The organism is Actinomadura chibensis NBRC 106107, from assembly GCF_001552135.1.
In the GTDB taxonomy this organism is placed as follows: Bacteria; Actinomycetota; Actinomycetes; order Streptosporangiales; family Streptosporangiaceae; genus Spirillospora; species Spirillospora chibensis.
On the sequence record NZ_BCQP01000010.1, the window covers coordinates 238737 to 259424 of the forward strand.

17 protein-coding genes are annotated in these 20688 nt (G+C 74.9%); 6 read left to right on the forward strand and 11 right to left on the reverse strand.

The annotated features are described in order from the left end of the window. The first annotated feature begins 69 nt into the window (after positions 1-69). Complete coding sequence (locus ACH01S_RS05730; protein ID WP_067886093.1) at positions 70-912, forward strand: S1 family peptidase; 843 nt, start codon at positions 70-72, stop codon at positions 910-912. A gap of 28 nt (positions 913-940) precedes the next feature. Here the strand turns inward: ACH01S_RS05730 and ACH01S_RS05735 are convergent, their stop codons facing one another. Continuing rightward, entirely contained in the window at positions 941-1729 is a 789-nt protein-coding gene (locus ACH01S_RS05735) for a SigB/SigF/SigG family RNA polymerase sigma factor (RefSeq protein WP_067886095.1), read from the reverse strand. A 385-nt stretch (positions 1730-2114) separates the two neighbouring features. Here ACH01S_RS05735 and ACH01S_RS05740 point away from each other — a divergent pair, with 385 nt between their 5' ends. Then, positions 2115-2516: a DUF2267 domain-containing protein gene (locus ACH01S_RS05740; RefSeq protein ID WP_067886096.1), complete on the forward strand. Its 402-nt coding sequence runs from the start codon at positions 2115-2117 to the stop codon at positions 2514-2516. 34 nt (positions 2517-2550) lie between these two features. On the opposite strand, the gene ACH01S_RS05745 is transcribed toward ACH01S_RS05740, so the two are convergent. Together ACH01S_RS05745 and ACH01S_RS05750 are read right to left on the reverse strand one after the other, a co-directional pair. Continuing rightward, positions 2551-3789, reverse strand: a complete 1239-nt coding sequence (locus ACH01S_RS05745) for a glycosyltransferase (protein WP_067886099.1) — start codon at positions 3787-3789, stop codon at positions 2551-2553. Positions 3790-3934: 145 nt separating this feature from the next. Then, positions 3935-5377, reverse strand: coding sequence for an MFS transporter (locus ACH01S_RS05750; RefSeq protein ID WP_067886100.1), 1443 nt, complete (start codon positions 5375-5377; stop codon positions 3935-3937). Between the two features lie 108 nt (positions 5378-5485). Between ACH01S_RS05750 and ACH01S_RS05755 the strand changes: the two genes are divergently transcribed. Next, positions 5486-6358: a helix-turn-helix transcriptional regulator gene (locus ACH01S_RS05755; RefSeq protein WP_067886544.1), complete on the forward strand. Its 873-nt coding sequence runs from the start codon at positions 5486-5488 to the stop codon at positions 6356-6358. Positions 6359-6383: 25 nt separating this feature from the next. Here ACH01S_RS05755 and ACH01S_RS45115 read toward each other — a convergent pair whose 3' ends face one another. Further along, complete coding sequence (locus ACH01S_RS45115; protein ID WP_218010151.1) at positions 6384-6767, reverse strand: DUF6343 family protein; 384 nt, start codon at positions 6765-6767, stop codon at positions 6384-6386. Between the two features lie 49 nt (positions 6768-6816). Next, entirely contained in the window at positions 6817-7842 is a 1026-nt protein-coding gene (mgrA, locus tag ACH01S_RS05765; RefSeq protein ID WP_067886102.1) for an L-glyceraldehyde 3-phosphate reductase, read from the reverse strand. 141 nt (positions 7843-7983) lie between these two features. Between mgrA and paaZ the strand changes: the two genes are divergently transcribed. Beyond that, entirely contained in the window at positions 7984-10041 is a 2058-nt protein-coding gene (gene paaZ / locus ACH01S_RS05770; RefSeq protein WP_174564859.1) for a phenylacetic acid degradation bifunctional protein PaaZ, read from the forward strand. Between the two features lie 137 nt (positions 10042-10178). Then, positions 10179-11123 carry a LysR family transcriptional regulator gene (locus ACH01S_RS05775; RefSeq protein WP_067886104.1) on the forward strand — a complete coding sequence of 315 codons (945 nt, stop codon included), beginning with the start codon at positions 10179-10181 and terminating at the stop codon, positions 11121-11123. On the opposite strand, the gene ACH01S_RS05780 is transcribed toward ACH01S_RS05775, so the two are convergent. From ACH01S_RS05780 to ACH01S_RS05790, 3 genes are read right to left on the reverse strand one after another with little or no spacing between them, the layout of a single operon-like run. Beyond that, positions 11083-12246 carry a Glu/Leu/Phe/Val family dehydrogenase gene (locus tag ACH01S_RS05780; RefSeq protein ID WP_067886106.1) on the reverse strand — a complete coding sequence of 388 codons (1164 nt, stop codon included), beginning with the start codon at positions 12244-12246 and terminating at the stop codon, positions 11083-11085. The genes ACH01S_RS05775 and ACH01S_RS05780 overlap by 41 nt on opposite strands. Next, complete coding sequence (locus ACH01S_RS05785; RefSeq protein ID WP_083980363.1) at positions 12239-13378, reverse strand: NAD(P)/FAD-dependent oxidoreductase; 1140 nt, start codon at positions 13376-13378, stop codon at positions 12239-12241. The genes ACH01S_RS05780 and ACH01S_RS05785 overlap by 8 nt, the downstream gene beginning before the upstream one ends. Before the next feature lie 10 nt (positions 13379-13388). Then, positions 13389-14927 (reverse strand): aldehyde dehydrogenase family protein, encoded by a 1539-nt coding sequence (locus ACH01S_RS05790; protein ID WP_067886108.1) that lies wholly within the window; start codon positions 14925-14927, stop codon positions 13389-13391. A 223-nt stretch (positions 14928-15150) separates the two neighbouring features. Between ACH01S_RS05790 and ACH01S_RS05795 the strand changes: the two genes are divergently transcribed. Next, positions 15151-17331: a thiamine pyrophosphate-dependent enzyme gene (locus ACH01S_RS05795; protein WP_067886110.1), complete on the forward strand. Its 2181-nt coding sequence runs from the start codon at positions 15151-15153 to the stop codon at positions 17329-17331. Here the strand turns inward: ACH01S_RS05795 and ACH01S_RS05800 are convergent. From ACH01S_RS05800 to ACH01S_RS05810, 3 genes are read right to left on the reverse strand one after another with little or no spacing between them, the layout of a single operon-like run. Continuing rightward, the gene (locus ACH01S_RS05800) at positions 17289-18029 is read right to left on the reverse strand and encodes an ABC transporter ATP-binding protein (RefSeq protein WP_067886112.1); all 741 of its coding nucleotides are present in this window, start codon (positions 18027-18029) and stop codon (positions 17289-17291) included. The genes ACH01S_RS05795 and ACH01S_RS05800 overlap by 43 nt on opposite strands. Further along, complete coding sequence (locus ACH01S_RS45740; protein ID WP_067886114.1) at positions 18026-19786, reverse strand: branched-chain amino acid ABC transporter ATP-binding protein/permease; 1761 nt, start codon at positions 19784-19786, stop codon at positions 18026-18028. The genes ACH01S_RS05800 and ACH01S_RS45740 overlap by 4 nt, the downstream gene beginning before the upstream one ends. Then, positions 19783-20682: a branched-chain amino acid ABC transporter permease gene (locus ACH01S_RS05810; RefSeq protein WP_067886116.1), complete on the reverse strand. Its 900-nt coding sequence runs from the start codon at positions 20680-20682 to the stop codon at positions 19783-19785. The genes ACH01S_RS45740 and ACH01S_RS05810 overlap by 4 nt, the downstream gene beginning before the upstream one ends. Between the last annotated feature and the right edge of the window lie 6 nt (positions 20683-20688).

Consider the following 20688-nt stretch of genomic DNA (forward strand, 5'->3'; position numbering starts at 1 on the left):
CGTTGGCCTAGAATCCGCCGGGACAGCGTCGTCCCGGCCGCTCCCGACCGGCCCGCCGAGAGGATTCCCATGACCAGGCGCTTCGCCGCAGCCTTCGCCCTCGCCGCCATGGCCGCCGGGACACTGGCCGCCGTCGGACCGGCCCAGGCCGCGCCGTCGCGGACGGTCCCCGCCCGGGCGGAGGTCGACTTCACCGGGATCGTCGCGCTCAGCAACTGCTCGGGGGCGCTCGTCCGCGGGCCGCGCTCGCGCGACGCCGACGCGGCGCTGGTCCTGACCAACGGCCACTGCCTGGAGACGGGCATGCCGAAGGGCGGCGAGGTCATCGTCGACCAGCCGTCGTCCAGGACGTTCACGCTCCTCGACCGGACGGGCCGGAGCGACCTCGGCACCCTCCAGGCCACCAGGGTCGAGTACGCGACCATGACCGACACCGACGTCACGGTCTACCGGCTGAACACCACCTACGCCGACATCCAGCGCAGGTACGGCGTCCCGGCGCTGCGGCTCGCGGCGGCGAGGCCGCGCGACGGCGCGGAGATCCGCGTGGTCTCCGGCTACTGGCGGACGATCTACGGCTGCCGCACCGACGCGACCGTCCACCGCCTGCGCGAGGCGGGCTGGACGTGGAAGGACTCGATCCGCTACCGGCCCGAGTGCGAGACGACGCACGGCACGTCCGGCTCGCCGATCGTGGACGTCCGGACCGGGCAGGTCGCCGGGATCAACAACACCGGCAACGACGACGGCGAGCGCTGCACCCTCAACAACCCGTGCGAGGTCGACCGGAGCGGCAGGGTCACCGTCCGGCGCGGCGCCCACTACGGCCAGCAGACCTACCCGCTCGCCCGCTGCCTCGGCGCGGACAGCGACGTCGTCCTGAGCCGGGACTGCGCGCTTCCCACGCCGTGACCGGGCGCCGCCCGCGGCGGGGGCGGCGTCAGCGCTCGGCGAGGAGCCCGGCGCGGAGCCTGTCCAGCGTGGCGCGGAGCAGGCGGGACACGTGCATCTGGGACAGGCCGATCTGCTCGGCGATCTGCGTCTGGGTCTTGTTGCCGAAGAACCGCAGCAGCAGGATCGTCCGCTCGCGCTCGGGCAGGCCGGCGATCAGCGGGGCGAGGGCGTGGCCGTCGATGAGGGCGTCGAGCGCCGGGTCGTCCGTGCCGAGGTACTCGCCGACCGTCCCGGCGCCGCCGCCCGGCGCGCCGTCGGCCGGGGCCTCCAGGGACAGCGGGCGGTAGGCGTCGCACGCGGCGATGACCTCCGCGGTCTCCTCCTCGGTGAGGCCCATCCGCGCGGAGATCTCCGTGGTCGTGGGGGAGCGGCTGTGCTCGCGGGTGAACTCCTGGACGGTGTGCTGCAGCACCGGCCGCAGCTCCTGGATGCGGCGCGTCACCCGGACGCCCCAGGTCTTGTCGCGGAAGTGCCGCTTCACCTCGCCGGTCACCACCGGGTAGGCGTAGGTGACGAAGCGGTCGCCGATCCCGGGGTCGAACCGGTTGATGGCCTTGACGAGCCCCAGGTAGGCGACCTGCTGGAGGTCGTCGAGAGGTTCCCCGCGGTCGGCGTACCGGCGCGCGACGCCCCGGACGAGCGGGGCGTGGATGTCGACGATCCGGGCTCGCAGGCGTTCGCGTTCGGGGTCGTCGTCGCCGAGCCGGTTCATCTCCGCGAGGAGCGTCTCGGCCTGGCCGTCGTCGAACCGTCCGGTGGACTGCGCCGACGTCATGCGGGTCGTCTCCCTTCGGACGAGACCGGGCGAGCCGGGGGGCGATCGCTCGGTCCAGTCCCTCTACCCGACGATCGGCCGGTCACACGGACGCTCCGCCGGGCAGGGCCCCGGAGGGGGAGGGGGAAACGTGGCGCGGCCCAGGCTCGCAGCTCGAAGCACATGGCACCGAGCCGACGAGTGGGCCGCGAGATGACTCTGCCCATCCGGCTCACTCGGTAAACCGATAAGTGTCTGAAGTGTCGCGCCGCGGCACGGCGACCTGACCGGACGGGCCGCGGCGGTCCGCGGAACCGGACGTTCCCGGGCGCACGTTAATAGCCCGGCATTCCGGGAAGCCCCAGCAATTCAGGCTGGACAGGCGGGATAGGAAGGAGTGTCCACCATGCGGCACGAAGCGTTCATCGGCCAGGTGCAGGACCGTGCCCGCCTCTCCGGGCACGGCGAGGCGGAACGGGCGACCCGCGCGGTGCTGGAGACGCTCGGCGAGCGGATCCCGGAAGGGCTCGCCGACAACCTCGCGGCGCAGCTGCCGCACGAGATCGGCGAGCACCTGCGCCGCACCGAGGTCTACGGCGGGGCCGGGTCGGGCGAGCGGTTCGACCGGCACGACTTCATCGAGCGGGTCGCCGCCCGGTCCGGGACGGACGAGCCGCGCTCGGCCTACCTGGCGCGGGTCGTGCTGGAGGTGACCGACGAGGCCACGCAGGGAGGCATCACGCGGAAGGTGCGCGACAGCCTCCCCGCCGACATCAGGAGCCTGGTGACCGCCGGGCACACCGGCTGACCCCTCACGGCGCGGCGGCGCGGCGGCGGGGCGGTCATGCCGCGACGTCGCTGAGCGCGGCGGCCTCCCGGTAGACGGCGACGGTGTCGGCGGCGACGCGCGACCACGCGTAGTGGGCGCGCGCCCGGTCGGCCCCGGCGAGCCCCATCCGGGCGCGCCGCGCCGGGTCGGTGAGCAGCGCGCGGACCGCGATGGCGGCGGCCTCCGGCTCGCGCGGCGGGACGAGGACGCCGGTGATGCCGTCCACGACCGTGTCGAGGTGCCCGCCGACGGCGCTCGCCACGACGGGCGCGCCGCAGGCCATGGCCTCCAGCGGCACCATGCCGAACGGCTCGTACCAGGGCAGGGCGACGACGAGGTCCGCCGAGCGGAGCAGCGGCGGCGCCTCGGTGTGGCCGACCCGGCCGAGGAAGCGGACCCGGCCCGCGACCCCCGCGTCCCGCGCGACCCTCCGCAGCCTGCTCACGCCGGGGTCGCCGTCGAGGCGGGCGGGCGGCGGGCCGCCCGCGACGACCATTTCGGCGTCCGGGACGCTGGCCAGTGCCCGGACGGCGGTGTCGACGCCCTTGCGTTCGGCGAGCCGCGACAGCACGACCAGCCGGTGCGGCCCGCCGCCCCCGGGCTCGCGGCGCCCGTCCCCCTCCGGGGTGAACAGGCCGACGTCGATGCCGCACGGCACCACCCGGACGCGGCCCGGCGGGACGCCGATCGCCTCCAGCTCGCGGGCCTCGTCCGAGCAGGCGGCGATGACCCGGTCCGCGGCCCGGCCGATCGCCCGCTCCAGCCGCACCCGGGACGCCGGGCTGGTGTCGGCCGCGCCCCGGTGGCGGCGCAGCACGGTGCCGAGCGCGTGGTAGGACTGCACGACCGGCACGCGCCGCGACCCGGCCGCCTGCGCGGCCTGGATCGCGGCGAGCCCGCTCATCCAGTGGTGGGCGTGCGCGACGTCCGGCGGGTCGGCGGCCCACCGGCGCTCCAGGTGCCGTCCGAAGTCGTGCATCCAGGGGAGCAGCGCGTCCTTGGCGATGCGCTCCGCCGGGCCCGCGGGGACGTGCTCCACCGTCACGCCGGGCGCGAGCCGCACCCGCTCGGGCCGCGCGGGCGTGTCCCGCCGCGTGTACACGGTGACGTAGTGGCCCTGCCGTCCGAGCTCGGCGGCGAGCTCGGCGACGAACACCCCCTGCGCGCCGCCCGCTCCGGGAGGCCCCTGCCCCGCCGGTCCGCCCGCGGCGGCGAGCGGGCTGGCGTGCTCGGAGACCATCGCAATCTTCATCGCGCTACCTCCCGGAGATGTCACCGCCATTCGCACAGGAAGCGGGGGGATGAGCCGGATTCGACATTGCCTGTGTCGATCGTCCTAAACGCCGGAGTTCCGGAAACCCGCAGGTGGACGGCGTGTCCGGTGGGGCGCGGCGGCGTCAGGCGGCGGGCGCGGCCGTCCGGCCGCGTGCCAGCCGCAGCGCGCACACCGCGCCGAGGAGCGCCGCCCCGGCGAGGGCCCAGCCGGTGCCGTACTCGGCGTGCCGGGTCGAGGCGCCGGACTCGGCCAGCGTGAGGAACAGCGTCCCGATGGTGGCGATGCCGACGACCTGGGCGATCTGGGTGAGCGTGAGCAGCAGGCCGCTGGCGTCCGCCGCGTCCTCGGGGGCGACGTGCCGCAGCGCGACCGTCATGATGATCGGCATCACGCCCAGCCCGAACCCGATGACCACGGTGAGCAGCTCGTAGGGGAGTCCGCCGCCCGCGAGCGGGCCGACGCACAGGTAGCCCGCGGCCGCGATCGCGAACCCGGCGGGGACGGCGGGCCGGTGCCAGCGCGCGGGCAGCCGCTGCCAGTTCAGCCCGACCAGCGCGAACGCGGCGACGCACGGCACGAACGCGAGGCCCGACTCGACCGGCGACAGCCGCAGGTCGCCCTGGAGGTGCAGCGTGGTGGTGAACAGGAACGAGCCCCAGCTCCCCGGCCCGAACACCATCGCGACGCAGGCGGGGACGAGCAGCGGAGCGCGCAGCACCCGGGGGGAGATCAGCGGCCGCCCGCCGGTCGCGGCGACGCGGCGCTCGACGGCGACGAAGGCGGCGAGGAGGACGGCGCTCGCGGCGAGCGACGCCCAGCCCCACAGCGGCCAGCCCAGCTCGTGCCCCATGATCAGCGGGACGACGAACAGCAGCACCGCCGGGGCGAGGGTGAGCAGGCCGGGCAGGTCCAGCTCCTCCCGGACGCTCGCGGTCCGGGGCGGGACGTCGTCGGCGGGCAGCACGCGGGGCGACGCGAGCAGCAGCGCCACGCCGATCGGGACGTTCACGAGGAACACCGTCCGCCAGCCGGTGCCGAGCAGGTCGGCGCTGACCAGCAGGCCGCCCGCCGCCTGGCCGACGACGACGCCGCCCGCGATGACGGCGGAGTAGACGCCGAGCGCGCGCGCCCGTGCCGCGCCGGTGAAGTTCCGCTGGATCATCGACATGACCTGGGGCGTCAGCAGCGCCGCGCCGACGCCCTGGAGGAACCGGAACACCACCAGGGTGCCCGTGGTCGGCGCCAGCCCGCAGGCCAGGGACGCGACGGTGAACGAGACGAGCCCGATGTGGTACATCCGGCGGTGCCCGGCGATGTCGCCGAGCCGCGCGCCGGTGATCAGCAGCACGGCGTAGGAGATGATGTAGCCCGCGACGACGAGCTGCAGCCCGGCGCCCGACGCGTGCAGGTCGGCGCGCATCGTGGGGAGCGCCACGTTGACGATGCTCACGTCCAGGATGGACATGAACTGGCCGAGCAGGATGACGGCGAGCGCCAGGCCGCCCGGTCCGCTCCGCGTCCCCCGGTCGGGAACAATCCCGCGCAGATCGGTTGCTTGTGTCATGTGTACGATCATGGCGGGCGACGGGTACCGGTAACGAGAGCCTGGCGATACTGGTACTGACAGCACCTGGCAACGGCGGGCGACCGGATGCATCCTGGGGGCGTGACGATGACGAGCGCGGACACCACGACGAGGCCGCGCCGCCGGACGGAGCTGGCGGCGTTCCTGCGCAGCAGGCGCGAGCGCATCACGCCCGAGGACGTCGGGATGCCGCCGGGACCGCGCCGCCGCACCCCCGGACTGCGCCGCGAGGAGGTCGCGCAGCTCGCCGGGGTCGGCGTCACCTGGTACACGTGGCTGGAGCAGGGCCGTCCGATCAACGCGAGCACCCAGGTGCTGGACGCGGTGGCCCGCACCCTCCGGCTCGACGGCGCCGAGCGCGAGCACCTGTACCGGCTCGCCGACGTCCCCGAGGCGACCGTGGACGAGGAGGCCGACACCCTGCCCGCCGAGGTGCAGGGCATCCTGGACGCGCTCGTCCCGATGCCCGCCGCCGTGGCGAACGGCCGGTCCGACATCCTCGCCTGGAACGCCGCCTACGCGGCGATCTTCCCGCACATCGTGACGGCGCGGCCGTGCGAGCGGAACTCGCTGTGGATGGTCTTCACCCTGCCGCCCTGCTGCAACCCGGTCGTGAACCTGGAGGAGGCGGCGCCCGGCCACGTCGCGGTGTTCCGGCACCGCTACAGCCGCCACCTGGGCGAGCCGGGCTGGAAGGAGCTGGTCCGGCGGCTCCAGGCGGTCAGCCCGCAGTTCGCCCGGCTGTGGGCGTCGCACGACGTGGCGCTGCCGGGGCAGAGCGACAAGGTGTTCCGGCACCACGCCGTCGGCGTGATCCGGACCCGCACCACGAACATGGACATCACGGCGTCCCCGGACGCGCGGCTCGTCGTGTACACCCCGACCGACGAGGAGAGCCGCGAGCGGATCGCGTGGCTGCTCGCCAACCCGGGCGCCGCCGCCGTCGACCACACCCACTGAGCCGCCGGGCCCGCCGCCGCCTCCGTCAGGTGCGGGACCGGCGCGCGATCACGACCAGGTCCAGCGCGGCGATCACGGCGACGGCCGCGCAGATCGCCGCCGCGGCCCAGGCGCCGTCGCCGCCGCCGGACTGCGCCCGCACGGCGAACACGACGGCGGCCGCGGCCGCCCCGACCAGCGCGATGCCGGACAGGACGGCGCGCAGCCGCAGCGGGCTCCGGGCGGTCAGCGGCTCGCGGCCGCTCGGCTGCCCGTGCCGGTAGGGGCCGTGCGAGCCGGGGCCGTGCCAGTCCGGGTCGCGCCACTCGGAGTACTCGGGCCCGGGCTCGCCGCGGCCGGGCTCGGCTCGGTCCGGCTCGGCTCGGTCGGGCTCCGGCCGGTCGGGCTCCTCGCGTGCGGGCTCGTCCATGGCCTGCTCGTGCCCCCTGAGGCCCGGACGATGCGTCCGAAACCGCAGGTCACCCCGCGCTGGACGCCGCCCAGATGTTGATCCCCGCCTCGACCGCGTCCCGGTCGATCGCGGCGAGCTCGTCCGCGCCGAGGTCCGGCGCGTCGAGCGCGGCGAGGTTCTCCTCCAGCTGCGCGACGCTGCTGGCGCCGATCAGCGCGGAGGTGACGCGGCCGTCCCGCAGCGCCCAGGCGAGCGCGAGCTGCGCGAGCGACTGGCCCCGCCCCCGGGCGATCTCGTTCAGGGTGCGGACGTGCCGGACGTTCTCCTCGCTGAGCAGGTCGGCGGAGAACGACGTCCCCTTGCTGGCCCGCGACCCGGCCGGGATCCCGCCGAGGTACTTGTCGGTCAGCATCCCCTGCGCCAGCGGCGAGAACGCGATGCAGCCCGCGCCCACCCGTGCGAGCGTGTCGAGCAGGCCGCCCTCGATCCAGCGGTTCAGCATCGAGTAGGACGGCTGGTGGATCAGCAGCGGCGTCCCCATGTCCCGCAGGATGGCGGCGGCCTCGGCGGTGCGCTCCGGCGAGTACGACGAGATCCCCGCGTACAGCGCCTTCCCGGACCGGACGGCCCGGTCCAGCGCCCCCATCGTCTCCTCAAGCGGCGTGTCCGGGTCGAACCGGTGGCTGTAGAAGATGTCGACGTAGTCGAGGCCCATCCGCCGCAGCGACTGGTCGAGGCTGGCGAGCAGGTACTTGCGCGACCCCCATTCGCCGTACGGTCCCGGCCACATGTCGTACCCGGCCTTCGTCGAGATGACGACCTCGTCCCGGTAGGGCGCGAAGTCCTCCCGGAAGATCTGGCCGAAGTTGGTCTCGGCCGAGCCGTACGGCGGGCCGTAGTTGTTGGCCAGGTCGAAGTGCGTGACGCCGAGGTCGAACGCGCGCCGCAGGATCGCCCGCTGGACGTCCAGCGGGCGGTCGTCGCCGAAGTTGTGCCACAGGCCGAGCGAGATCGCCGGGAGCCGCAGCCCGCTGCGCCCGCACCGCCGGTAGGTCATCCGCTCGTATCGTCCGCCGTCCGCCGCGTAGGTCATGATCGGGAGTATTCCAGGGCGGGCCGGGCACGGCGCCGCGCGGGCGTCCGGGGCGGCGCGAGTACACAAAGGATCCGGTCGGCGGCTGTCATCTCTGCCATGCGTGAACGGGCCCCGGAAGTGGCAAGGTTACTCAGAGATATGGACGAGGAGGTCCCTGTGGTCGCGCTGCGCAGTTACGTGTCGGGTTCCTGGCATGCTCCGGAGGACGAGGGGGCGCCGCTGCACGACGCCGTCACGGGCGAGGAGGTGGCCCGGATCTCCTCCGCCGGGATCGACCTCGGCGCCGCGCTGGAGCACGGCCGCCGGGTCGGCGGCCCGGTGCTGCGCGAGCTGACCTTCCACCAGCGCGCGTCCCTGCTCAAGGCGCTGGCCTCCCATCTGCGCGAGCACCGCGACGAGCTGTACGCGCTGTCGGCCCGGACGGGCGCGACCCTGGGCGACTCGAAGTTCGACGTGGACGGCGGCATCGGCGTCCTGTTCGGCTACGCGAGCAAGGGCAAGCGGGAGCTGCCGAACGACACGGTCCTCGTGGAGGGGAACGTGGAGCCGCTCGGCAAGGGCGGGACGTTCGTCGGCCAGCACCTGTGCACCCCCTCGCGCGGCGTCGCGGTGCAGATCAACGCGTTCAACTTCCCGGTGTGGGGGCCGCTGGAGAAGCTCGCCCCGGCGTTCCTCGCGGGCGTGCCGAGCCTGATCAAGCCCGCGAGCCAGACCGCGTACCTGACGGCCCGGCTGGTCGAGCTGATCGTCGAGTCCGGGATCCTGCCGGAGGGGACCGTGCAGATGGTCTGCGGCGAGCCGCGCGACCTGCTCGACCACCTCACCGAGCAGGACATCGTCGCGTTCACCGGGTCGGCGTCCACCGCGCGGCTGCTGCGCACGCACCCGGCGGTCGTGGCGAACGCGGTCCGCTTCAACGCGGAGGCCGACTCGCTGAACTGCTCCATCCTCGGCCCGGACGCGACGCCCGGCAGCGTCGAGTTCGACCTGTACGTCAAGCAGCTCGTCAGCGAGATGACGGTGAAGGCGGGGCAGAAGTGCACGGCGATCCGCCGCGCGCTCGTCCCGGCCGGGCTGGTCGGCGAGGTCGCCGAGGCGGCCCGCGAGCGGCTGGCGCGGATCACGATCGGGAACCCGGCCGACCCCGACGTCCGGATGGGCGCGCTCGCCACCCTCGACCAGCGCGAGGAGGTCCGCCGCTCGCTGAAGGCGCTGCTGGACGCGGGCCGCGTCGTCGCGGGCGACCCGGACCGGGTCGAGGTCGTCGGCGCGGACGCCGAGCGCGGCGCGTTCATGTCGCCGGTCCTGCTCCGCGCGGACGACCCCGGCCGCGCCGAGCCGCACGAGGTGGAGGCGTTCGGGCCGGTCAGCACGCTGCTGCCGTACGAGGGCGCCGAGCAGGCGGTGGAGCTCGCCGTGCGGGGGCGCGGCAGCCTCGCCGGGTCGATCGTGACCGGCGACCCCGACTTCGCGCGCCGGGTGGTGCTCGGCACGGCGCCGTGGCACGGGCGGCTGCTCGTGCTGAACGCCGAGGACGCGAAGGAGTCCACCGGGCACGGGTCGCCGCTGCCCGCGCTCGTCCACGGCGGGCCGGGACGCGCGGGCGGCGGGGAGGAGATGGGCGGGATCCGCGGGGTCGTCCACCACATGCGGCGCACCGCCGTCCAGGCCGGGCCCGCGATGCTCACCTCGATCACCGGCCGCTGGGTGCCCGGCACCGACCGGACGGTCACCGACGAGCACCCGTTCCGCAAGCACCTGGAGGACCTGCGCGTCGGCGACACCGCCGTCGGCGGCCCCCGCGTCGTCACGCTCGACGACGTGGAGCACTTCGCCGAGTTCACCGGCGACACCTTCTACGCCCACACGGACGAGGACGCCGCACGCGCCAACCCGTTCTTCGGCGGCCGGGTCGCGCACGGCTACCTGGTCGTGTCGTTCGCGGCGGGGCTGTTCGTCGAGCCGTCGCCGGGGCCCGTCCTCGCCAACTACGGCCTGGAGAACCTGCGGTTCCTCACCCCGGTCAAGCCGGGCGACGAGCTGACCGTCACGCTGACCGCCAAGCAGATCACGCCGCGGGACGGCGCCGACTACGGCGAGGTCCGCTGGGACACCGACGTCACCAACCAGGAGGGCGCCTCGGTCGCCAAGTACGACGTCCTGACCTTGGTGGCGAAGAGGCCGAAGCACGACTGACCGGCGCCCGGAACGGAGCGCTAGCGGAGTGGAGGGTGTCGGTCAGTCTCCGGGGGGTCTGGGGGGTCGTCCCCCCAGAAGCGACACTAGAAGGATGTCTGGCGGGGGAGACGTCACCGGAACGGGGTGCGCCCAAAATGATCAGTCCCCTGCACATCCAGACGGTGCGCGAGGTCGTCCGCACCGGCTCCTTCGCGGACGCCGCCCGCAACCTCGGGTACACGGCGTCCGCGGTCTCCCAGCAGATCGCCGCGCTGGAGCGGGCCTGCGGCCTGGTGCTGTTCGAGCGCCGGGCCCGCAGCGTCCGGCCGACCAGCGCGGCGTTCCTCGTGGTCAGCAAGGGCAACGACGTGCTGTCCGCGCTCGACACCCTCGAACGGGAGCTGCGGACGGTCGCCGTCGGCGAGCGCGGCGCGCTGCAGATCGGCAGCTTCCCGACCGCCAGCGCCCGCATCCTGCCGCGCATGCTGGCGGAGCTGTCCCGCGTCCGGCCCGGCATCGAGATCAAGCTGTCGGAGGGGGAGCCCGACGAGCTGCTGCCCGAACTCCTCGACGGCGACCTCGACCTCCAGCTCGTCTACCGGTACGACCTGTTCCCGCGCACCTGGCCCGCCCAGATCGTGGAGACGCCGGTGATGGACGAGAACCTGGTCCTGTGCGTGCCGGAGGAGCACCCGCTCGCCGGGGGGCGCACCGTGCGGCTCCGCGACCTCACCTCGGAGACGTGGATCGCGAGCCGCCCGGAGAGCTCCGGCGCGCAGGCCCTGTTACGGCTGTGCAGCACGGCCGGGTTCACGCCGAACATCGCGTTCCGCAGCAACGACTACGCGGTGGTGTGCGGGCTCGTCGGCTGCGGGCTCGGGATCGCGCTCGTCCCCGCGCTCGGCTGCGTGCCCGCGCCGGGCCTGCGGACGCTGAAGCTGAGCCGCCGCAGCCCGCAGCGGCACGTCACCGTCCTGCGCCGGACGACGAACACGAACCCGCTGGTCAAGGACGCGATGCGCGGCCTGGCCGAGGTCGCGCGGACGGTCGAGGCGCAGATCAGCGGGGTGACCGGGCCGCGCGGGGGAGGCGGCCCTTGAGCTCCATCGCCGCCCGCACCCGCCGCTGCGCGAGCGCGACGGCCGCCCGGTGCGTGGTCGTGCCGCCCGCGCGGGCGGCGTCGAGGACCGTCCCGGTGTTCTCCCGCAGCTTCGCCGAGACGGCCGCGAACACCGCGTCCGGGTCGGGGCGGAACGGCGAGTAGCGGGCGTCCATCGCGAACCCGGCCGCGACGACGCCGCCCGCGTTGGCGACGAAGTCGGGCACGACCGTGATCCCGCGCGCGGCGAGGACGTCCTGCGCGGCCGGGCCGGTGGGCAGGTTCGCGCCCTCCACGACGATGCCCGCCCGGATCTCGGCGGCGACGCGCTCGTCGACGACGTCCTGCGTCGCGGCGGGGACGAGGACGTCGGCCGGGACGAGCAGCTCCGCGCCGACGTCCAGCAGCCGCCCGCCGCCGTACTCCTCGACCGCGGCGTCGCCGACCTCGGCGCGCAGGGCGAGCAGGCGGGCGACGTCCAGGCCGTCCGGGTCGTGCAGCGCGCCGCGCGCGGTGGACACCGCGACGACGGCCGCGCCCAGCTCGGCGAGCCGCCGCGCCGCCGCGTGCCCGACCGCGCCGAACCCCTGCACCGCGACCCGCGCGCCGCGCAGGGACGTCCCGGCGTGCCGCGCGGCGGCGTCGGCGGCCTCCGCGACGCCGAAGCCGGTGACGCCGAGCTCGTCGTAGGGCATCCCGCCGAGCGCGTGCGGCGTGCCGACGGCCGCGCCCCGGTCGGCGAGCTCGTCCTGGACGATCGCCGCGTCCCGCTCCGTCAGCCCCATGTCGAGCCCGGCGACGTACTGGCTCGGGATCTCCCGCGACAGCGCCCGGACGAACGACCGCAGCACCGCCTCCCGGTCCGGCGCGGCCGGGTCGGCCATGATCCCGGCCTTCGCGCCGCCGAAGAACAGGTCGACGCCCGCCCACTTGTACGTCATCACCCGCGCGAGCCGCGCCACCTCCGCGACCGTCAGGGACGGGCTCATCCGCATGCCGCCCTTGCCCATGCCCCGCGCGGTGTTGTCGATGACGAGGACGCCGCGCATGCCCGTCCGCGAGTCGGAGACGCAGACGACCCGTTCGGGGCCCCACTCGTCCATCAGGGTGAGCACGTCAGACACGGTTCAGCTCCGGGCGGTGCCCGTCCCCGCTGTACCGCGTGGCGTGCAGCGGGCCGACGTCCACGAACGGCTCGCGGCCCAGGTACAGGTCGCGGACGACCTCGCCGACCGCCGGGCCCTGCAGGAACCCGTGCCCGGAGAAGCCCGTCGCGTACAGGAACCGGGACACCGACGCGTCCTCCCCGATGAGCGCGTTGTGGTCGGGCGTCACCTCGTACAGGCCCGCCCAGCCGCCGGTGAGCCCGACGTCGAGGAGGGACGGCGCGCGGGACGCGATCGCCGCGGTGAGGCGGGGCAGCCAGGCGTCCGAGCGGTCCAGCGCGAAGCCCGGCTCCTCGTCCGGGTCGGACATGCCGAGCATCAGCCCCTCGCCCTCGCCGTGGAAGTAGAACGTCGTCGTGAAGTCGATCGTCATCGGGACGGGCCGCGGCAGCCCCGGGATCGGCTCGGTGAACACGATCTGGCGGCGCAGCGGCTCGACCGGCAGGTCGACCCCGGCCATCCGGCCGACCGCCGCCGACCACGGCCCGGCCGCGCACACCACGGCGGAGGTCGCGATCCGGCCGCGCGACGTCGCCACGGCCGTGACCTCGCCGCCGTCGGTCTCGATGCCGAGCACCTCGCAGTGCGTGCGGATCGTCGCGCCGTGCCGCCGCGCGCCGGTCGCGTACCCGAGGACGACCGACTCGGGCGTGCAGTGCCCGTCGTCGGGGGAGAACGCGGCGCCGAGCAGCCCGCCGGTGTCGATCAGCGGGGACAGCCGCCGCGCCTCCGCCGCGGAGACCATCCGGCTCGGCACGCCCAGCTCGTTCTGCAGCGCGACGCCCGCCTCGAACGACGCGACGTCCTCGGGGCGCGACAGCAGGAACAGGTACCCGACCCGGCGCAGGTCGATCTCCTGGCCGGGACGCTCCCCGAACCGTCCGAACGCCTCCAGGCTGCGGGCGCCGAGCCGGATGTTGACCTCGTCGGAGAACTGCGCCCGCACCCCGCCCGCCGCCTTGCACGTCGAACCGGAGCCGAGCTCGTCCCGCTCGACCAGGACGACGCCGCGCACGCCCGCCTCCGCCAGGTGGAAGGCGATGCTCGTGCCCATCACCCCGCCGCCGATGACGACGACCTCCGCCTCCACCGGTGCCGCCCTAGAGCCGGAAGCCGGGGTCGGGGACGATCTCGGGGACGTCCATCTGCGCCTTCTGCAGCCGTCCCGAGTAGTCCCAGTTCATCGACTGCCAGCGGGTGAACTGGTCCAGCACCCAGACGCCCGACTGGCGGCTGCCGTTGCCGGAGCGCCCGTTGCCGCCGAACGGCAGGTGCGCCTCCGCGCCGGAGGTGGAGTTGTTCACGCTCACCATCCCCGCCGAGACCCGGCGGCGGAACGCGAAGACCTTCGCCGGGTCCGTCGTGTAGATCGACGCGGACAGGCCGTAGCCCGGCGCGTTCGCCAGCTCGATCGCCTCGTCCAGCGTCCGGTAGGGGGCGACGCCGATGATCGGGCCGAACGTCTCGTTCATGAACAGCTCGTCGGCGGGGCCGACGCCGTCCACGACCACCGGGTGGTAGTACAGCCCGGCGCCGGCGTCGCCGGTGAACCCGGCGCGCGGGGCGGCGGCCGTGATCCGCCCGGTCGCGGACGAGCCGTGCACGGCGTGGTGCGGCCCGATCCAGCCGAGCGCCTTCTCGAACCCGTCCGCGAACCGCTCGTTGATCATCGGGCCGTACAGGACGTCGCCGGACGGGTCGCCGACCGCGGCGGCGCGGACGGCCTCGTCCAGGAGCCGGACGAACTCGCCGTGGACCGACGTGTGGACGATCGCCGTCCCGAGCGACGTGCAGCGCTGCCCGGCCGTCCCGAACCCGGAGAACAGGGCGCCCTCGACGGCGAGCGGCAGGTCGGCGTCCTCGGTGACGACCATCGGGTTCTTGCCGCCGAGCTCCAGGCACGGCGACTGGAGGTGCCGCCCGCACAGCTCCCCGATCCGCGACCCGACCTCGGTGGAGCCGGTGAACCCGACCTTGTCGACCAGGCCGCGCCCGAGGGCCTGCTCCAGGCCGCGGAACGTCTCGGGGCCGTCGGCGTAGACGACGCTGAGGACGCCGTCCGGCAGCCCCGCGTGCGCGCACAGCTCGTAGAACGCGTCGGCGCAGGCCGCCGCGTACTCGGCGGGCTTCCACACGACCGCGTTCCCGCACAGCAGGGCCGGGACGATGTACCAGGACGGCACCGCCACCGGGAAGTTCCCCGCCGTGACGACGGCGACGACGCCGACCGGGTCGCGGAAGGTGAAGAGCTGCTTGTCCGGCATCTCCGACGGGACGGTCTGCCCGTAGAGTCGCCGCCCCTCGCCGAGGAAGAACGCGCACGTGTCCGCGATCTCCTGCACCTCGCCGAGCGCCTCCGCGTACGGCTTGCCGACCTCGCGGGTCACGGTGCGGGCGAGGGCCTCCTTGTTGGCCTCGACGAGGCGGCCGAGCGCGGCGACGGCCTGGCCGCGGACGGGCGGCGGCACGTCCCGCCAGCCGTCCTGCGCCGCGCGGGCGGCGGCGCAGGCGCGGACGAGGTCGCCCGCGTCCGCGAGGGACACCTCGGCCACGACCTCGGACGTCCGGGACGGGTCGGTGGAGCGGTACGGGCGCGGCCCCGCCGAGACGCGGGCGCCGCCGATGACGGAGGAGAGCACGGTCTCAGGGTGAACAGGCCCGGGCGCCCGCGCCAAGATCGGGCAGAGCGCGGCTTCCTTACCGCGAGCCCAAGCCCGGCTGACGCTCCCTCGGCGAGCCGTTCCCGCAGGGCGTAAGCGTTTCTTGGTGAACCGCCAACCGGTTCGCGGCCTCGCCTGGGTCGACCCGGGGCCCGGCGGCGTCGGATGCTCGAAGGGCGTCCTCGTCCACGGAGGAGACCGCATGTCCGAGCCCGCCGACGTCCACTTCGTCGAGACGGTCGCGTCCCTGGCGCCGCCCGCCGAGCCCGCGCCGCCCGGCCCCGTGGACGACGCGCGCCTGCTGGAGCTGTTCGACGCCCAGCTCGGCAGCCGCCACCTCGACCTCGCCGCCCGCCGGCTGAGGTCGCAGGGGCGCGGCTACTACACGATCGGGTCGGCGGGGCACGAGGGGAACGCGGCCGTCGCCGCAGCGCTGCGCCCGGACGACCCGGCGCTGCTGCACTACCGGTCCGGCGCGTTCTTCCTGGAGCGGGCCCGCCAGGTCCCCGGCGGCGACCCGCTGCGCGACGTGCTGCTGGGTCTCGTCGCCGCCGCCGAGGAGCCCATCGCGGGCGGACGCCACAAGGTGTTCGGGAGCCACCGGCTGCACGTGATCCCGCAGACGTCCACGATCGCCTCGCACCTGCCGCGCGCGCTGGGCGTGGCGTTCGCGATCGAGCGCGCCGCCCGGCTCGGGCTCGGCACGCCGTGGCCGCGCGACGCGGTCGCCGTGTGCGGGTTCGGGGACGCCTCCGCCAACCACTCCACCGCCGCGGGCGCGATCAACGCGGCGGTGAACTGCGGCTACCAGGGGCTGCCGCTGCCGCTGCTGCTGGTCTGCGAGGACAACGGGATCGGGATCAGCGTCCGGACGCCGCCCGGCTGGATCCGCGCCGCGTACGGGTCGCGGCCGGGCCTCGCCTACTTCCACGCCGACGGCTGCGACCTCGCCGAGGCCCTCGCCGTGTCGGCGGCGGCGGTCGCGTGGGTGCGGGAGCGGCGCCGTCCCGCGTTCCTGCACCTGCGGACCGTCCGGCTGATGGGGCACGCGGGGTCGGACGTCGAGTCGTCCTACCGGACGCCCGCCGAGCTGGCCGCCGACCTGGAGCGCGACCCGCTCGTCCGGACGGCGCGGCTGCTCGTCGCGCGCGGCGCCGCGACGCCCGCCGAGGTCGTCGACCGGTACGAGGCGAAGCGCGCCGAGGTGACGGCGCTCGCCGCGAAGGTCGCGGACGCGCCGCGGCTCGCGTCCGCCGCCGCGGTGATGGCGCCGCTCGCCGCCGCGCCCGCGCCCGCCGCGGAGACGCGGGGGAGCGGGGAGCCGGTCACGGTCGCGCGGGCGGTCAACCGGACGCTCGGCGACCTCCTGGACGAGCGCCCCGGCCTGCTCGTCTTCGGCGAGGACGTCGCCCGCAAGGGCGGCGTCTACGGCGTGACGCGCGGCCTGCTTCGGAGGGCGGGCGCGGCGCGGGTGTTCGACACGATCCTGGACGAGCAGTCGGTGCTCGGGCTGGCGCTCGGGCTCGGGCTCGCCGGGATGCTGCCCGTCCCGGAGATCCAGTACCTCGCCTACCTGCACAACGCCGCCGACCAGATCCGCGGGGAGGCGGCGACGCTGCCGTTCTTCTCGGCCGGCCGGTACCGCAACCCGATGGTCGTCCGCGTCCCCGGCTACGCCTACCAGAAGGGGTTCGGCGGGCACTTCCACAACGACAACGCCGTGGCCGCGCTGCGCGACATCCCGGGGCTCGTGATCGCCTCCCCGGCCCGTCCGGACGACGCGGCGGGGATGCTGCGCGCCTGCGCCGACGCCGCCGAGACCGCCGGGCGGGTGTGCGTGTTCCTGGAGCCGATCGCGCTGTACCACGTCCGCGACCTGCACGAAGAGGGCGACGGCGGCTGGCTGGCGCCCGCCGGGGGCACGGTCGCGCTCGGCCGGGCGCGCACCTATGGCGACGGCCGCGACCTCACCATCGCCACGTTCGCGAACGGGCTGCGGATGAGCCTGCGCGCCGCGCGGCGGCTGGCGCGGGCCGGCGTCCGGTGCCGCGTCCTCGACCTGCGCTGGCTCGCGCCGCTGCCCGCCGACGACCTGCTGCGCGAGGCGCGCGCGACCGGCGCCGTCCTCGTCGCGGACGAGACGCGCCGGACGGGCGGCGTGTCCGAGGCCGTCCTGACCGCGCTCGCCGACGCCGGGTTCCGGGGCCGGGCCGCCCGCGTCGCGAGCGCGGACAGCTTCGTCCCGCTCGGCGACGCCGCCGACCACGTCCTGCTCTCGGAGTCCGCGATCGAGGAGGCCGCGCTGCGGCTCGTCCGGGACGACCCTTACGGGGACGGCGCCTACGGGGACGGGGAGTCGACGGCGGGGTCACCGCCGAGATAGGCGGCCTTCACCCGGTCGTCGCTCGCGAGGTCGGACGCCGCGCCGTCCAGCACGATCCGGCCCGTCTCCAGGACGTACGCGCGGTCGGCGAGGCGCAGCGTCTGGTGCGCGTTCTGCTCGACGATCAGGACGGTCGCGCCGCCGTCGCGGATCTCCCGGACGACCTGGAGCACCTGCTGCGCGGCGCGCGGGGCGAGGCCCATCGTCGGCTCGTCCAGCGCCAGCAGGCGGGGGCGCAGCATCAGCGCCCGCCCGATCGCGAGCATCTGCTGCTCGCCGCCCGACAGCAGGCCCGCGAGCTGCCCGCGCCGCTCGCCGAGCCGCGGGAACATCTCGTACACCTCGTCGCGGCGGGCCGCGACCCCGGCCCGGTCGCGCCGGTGGAGGTAGCCGCCCAGCAGCAGGTTCTCCGCGACGTTCAGGGCGGGGAACACGCGCCGCCCCTCCGGGACGTGCCCCAGCCCGGCCGCGACGATCTTGTGCGCGGGCAGCCGGGTGATGTCGCGGCCGTCGAACTCGACGCGTCCGGAGCGGGCCCGGTGCAGGCCGGTGACCGTCCGCAGCGTGGTCGTCTTGCCCGCGCCGTTGCTGCCGAGCAGCGCGACGATCTCGCCCTCCGCCACCTCGAACGAGATCCCGGCGAGGGCCTCCACCTGCCCGTACCGGCTGTGCAGCCCGCTCACCCGCAGCAGCGTCACCGCAGCACCTCCGTGACGAGGTCGGTCTCCGGGTCGTCCGGGACGCCGAGGTAGGCGGCGATGACCCGCTGGTCCTCCTGGATCTCGGCGGGCGGGCCCTCGGCGATCGTCCGGCCGTACTCCAGCACGGTCACCCGGTCGGAGATCGACATGACCAGCGCCACGTCGTGCTCGATCAGCACGACGGCGGCGCCGAGCGCGCTGATCCGGGCGATCAGCTCCATCAGGGCGCGCTTCTCGGTCGGGTTCGCGCCCGCGGCGGGCTCGTCCAGCAGCAGGACGCGCGGGTCCCCGGCGAGCGCCCGCGCGATCTCCAGGCGGCGCCGGTCGCCGTAGGACAGCCCGCCCGCCGGGCGGTCGGCGGCGTCCAGCAGCCCGGTGAACTCCAGGCAGCGCCGGACGGCGCCGAGGTCGGCGCGCGACAGCGGCCGCAGCAGCCCCCGGTCCCGCGCGAACCGGCCGATCAGCACGTTCTCCGCGACGGTCATGTCGTCGAACAGCCGGATGCTCTGGAACGTGCGGGCGAGCCCGGCGGCGGCGACCCGGTGCGGGGCCCGGCCGACCACGTCCCGGCCCGCGAGCACGACCGTCCCGGCGGACGGCGCGATCATCCCGGTGACGCAGTTGAACGCCGTCGTCTTGCCCGCGCCGTTCGGCCCGATGACGCTGACCACCTGGCCCGCGGCGGCGCGCAGGTCGAGCCCGTCCACGGCGGTGACGCCGCCGAACGAGCGGGACAGGCCCGCCACCTCCAGCAGCGTGCCCTCCGCCGCCGGGAGCTCGGGCGCGGGCCCGGCGGCCGCGGGCAGCCGCAGCCGCCGGGGCCGGTACGGCCACACGCCCTGCGGCCGCAGCAGCACGATCAGGATCAGCAGCAGCGCGAAGAACAGCCCCCGGTACTCCTGGACGGTCCGCAGCACCTCCGGCAGCCCGATGATCACGATGGCGCCGACCATCACCCCGGGGCGGCTGCCCATCCCGCCGATGATCACCACGAGCAGGATCATCAGCGAGGTCAGGAACGTGAAGCTGGACGGGTCCACGGTGCCGAGCTGCGCCGCGTTCAGCGGCCCGGCGGTCGCGCCCGCCGTCGCGCCGAGCACGTAGGCGAGCAGCTTCACCCGCCGCGCGGGCACCCCGACCGCCTCGGCCGCCGTGTCGTCGGACCGGATGGCGCGCCAGGCGTAGGCGAGCCGGGACCGGGCGAGCAGCGCCGTCGCGGCCAGCACGACCACGAAGAACGCGAGCGCCAGGTAGAAGAAGTCCCGGGGCGTGACGATCTCCCGGCCGCCGACCGTCACCGGCGGGATGCCGGTCAGCCCGTTCGGCCCGCCGGTCGTCTCCAGGTTGATCACCGTGATCCGGATGATCTCCCCGAAGCCGAGCGTGACGATGGCGAGGTAGTCGCTGCGCAGCCGCAGCGTCGGATACCCGATGACGACCCCGGCCGCCGCCGCGGCGGCCACCGCCACCGGCAGCGTCAGCCAGAAGTTCCACTCCTGCTTCACCATCAGCAGGCCGGAGGTGTACGCGCCGATCGCGAAGAACGCGGCGAAGCCGAGGTCGAGCAGCCCGGCGTAGCCGACGACGATGTTGATCCCGAGGCCGAGGATGGCGTAGATGAGGATCGTCCCGGCGACGGTCAGCGCGTAGTCGTCCATCGTCGCGCCCGCGACGAGCGCGACGACGATGAGCAGCGGCCAGCCGCCGAACCGGGCCGCCGCCTCCGCCCGCGCGGGCACCGCCGGGCGCCTCATGCCCGCTCCACGACGCGCTCGCCGAACAGGCCGGTGGGTCTCAGCGCCAGCACCGCGATCAGCAGCCCGAAGATGATCACGTCGGTCCAGCGGGACGAGACGTACCCCGCCGAGAACGACTGGACGAGCCCGATCGCGACGCCCGCGACCATCGTCCCCGGCAGGTTCCCGATGCCGCCGAGCACGGCGGCGGTGAAGGCGCGCAGCCCGATGAGGAACCCCATGCCGAAGCTGATCTGCACGTAGTACAGCCCGTACATGACGCCCGCCGCGCCCGCCAGCATCGAGCCGATGAAGAACGTCGTGAGGATCAGGCGCTCGACGTTGACGCCCTGGAGGCGGGCGGCGTCCCGGTCCATGGCGAGGGCGCGCATCGCGGTGCCCGTCACGGTCCGCGTCACGAACAGCCAGAGGCCCGCCATCAGCGCGACCGACAGCAGGACGAGCGTGAGCTGCCCCCACGTGACGTGGACGGCGCCGCTGAAGATCCGGCCGCCGTCCAGCGCGTGCGGATACGACTTGAAGCGCGCGTCGGTGAGCACCTTGACGCCCTCCTCCAGCGCCAGCGACACCCCGATCGCCGCGATCAGGATCGCGAGGCGCGGCGACGACAGCAGCGGGACGTAGGCGGCCTTCGCGATCCCGGTCCCGACGACGCCGGTGGTCAGCGCGCCGACGACGACCGCCGCGACGATCGCGGGCAGCGCCGTCCCGCCGGTGACGCCGAGCGTGGTCAGCGTTCCGAACCCGGCGAACGCGCCGATCATGAACACGTCCCCGTGCGCGAAGTTGATCAGCCGCACCACGCCGTAGATCATCGAGTAGCCGAGCGCGATCAGCGCGAGGAACGCCCCGATCGTCAGGCCGTTCACCAGGTACTGGACGAACTCGCTCATGGGGCC

Coding starts and splice junctions, on each gene's coding strand:
- ACH01S_RS05730 (WP_067886093.1), top strand. CDS start 70: ATGACCAGGCGCTTCGCCGCAGCCTTCGCCCTCGCCGCCATGGCCGCC.
- ACH01S_RS05735 (WP_067886095.1), bottom strand. CDS start 1,729: ATGACGTCGGCGCAGTCCACCGGACGGTTCGACGACGGCCAGGCCGAG.
- ACH01S_RS05740 (WP_067886096.1), top strand. CDS start 2,115: ATGCGGCACGAAGCGTTCATCGGCCAGGTGCAGGACCGTGCCCGCCTC.
- ACH01S_RS05745 (WP_067886099.1), bottom strand. CDS start 3,789: ATGAAGATTGCGATGGTCTCCGAGCACGCCAGCCCGCTCGCCGCCGCG.
- ACH01S_RS05750 (WP_067886100.1), bottom strand. CDS start 5,377: ATGACACAAGCAACCGATCTGCGCGGGATTGTTCCCGACCGGGGGACG.
- ACH01S_RS05755 (WP_067886544.1), top strand. CDS start 5,486: ATGACGAGCGCGGACACCACGACGAGGCCGCGCCGCCGGACGGAGCTG.
- ACH01S_RS45115 (WP_218010151.1), bottom strand. CDS start 6,767: ATGGACGAGCCCGCACGCGAGGAGCCCGACCGGCCGGAGCCCGACCGA.
- mgrA (WP_067886102.1), bottom strand. CDS start 7,842: ATGACCTACGCGGCGGACGGCGGACGATACGAGCGGATGACCTACCGG.
- paaZ (WP_174564859.1), top strand. CDS start 7,984: ATGGACGAGGAGGTCCCTGTGGTCGCGCTGCGCAGTTACGTGTCGGGT.
- ACH01S_RS05775 (WP_067886104.1), top strand. CDS start 10,179: ATGATCAGTCCCCTGCACATCCAGACGGTGCGCGAGGTCGTCCGCACC.
- ACH01S_RS05795 (WP_067886110.1), top strand. CDS start 15,151: ATGTCCGAGCCCGCCGACGTCCACTTCGTCGAGACGGTCGCGTCCCTG.
- ACH01S_RS45740 (WP_067886114.1), bottom strand. CDS start 19,786: ATGAGGCGCCCGGCGGTGCCCGCGCGGGCGGAGGCGGCGGCCCGGTTC.
- ACH01S_RS05810 (WP_067886116.1), bottom strand. CDS start 20,682: ATGAGCGAGTTCGTCCAGTACCTGGTGAACGGCCTGACGATCGGGGCG.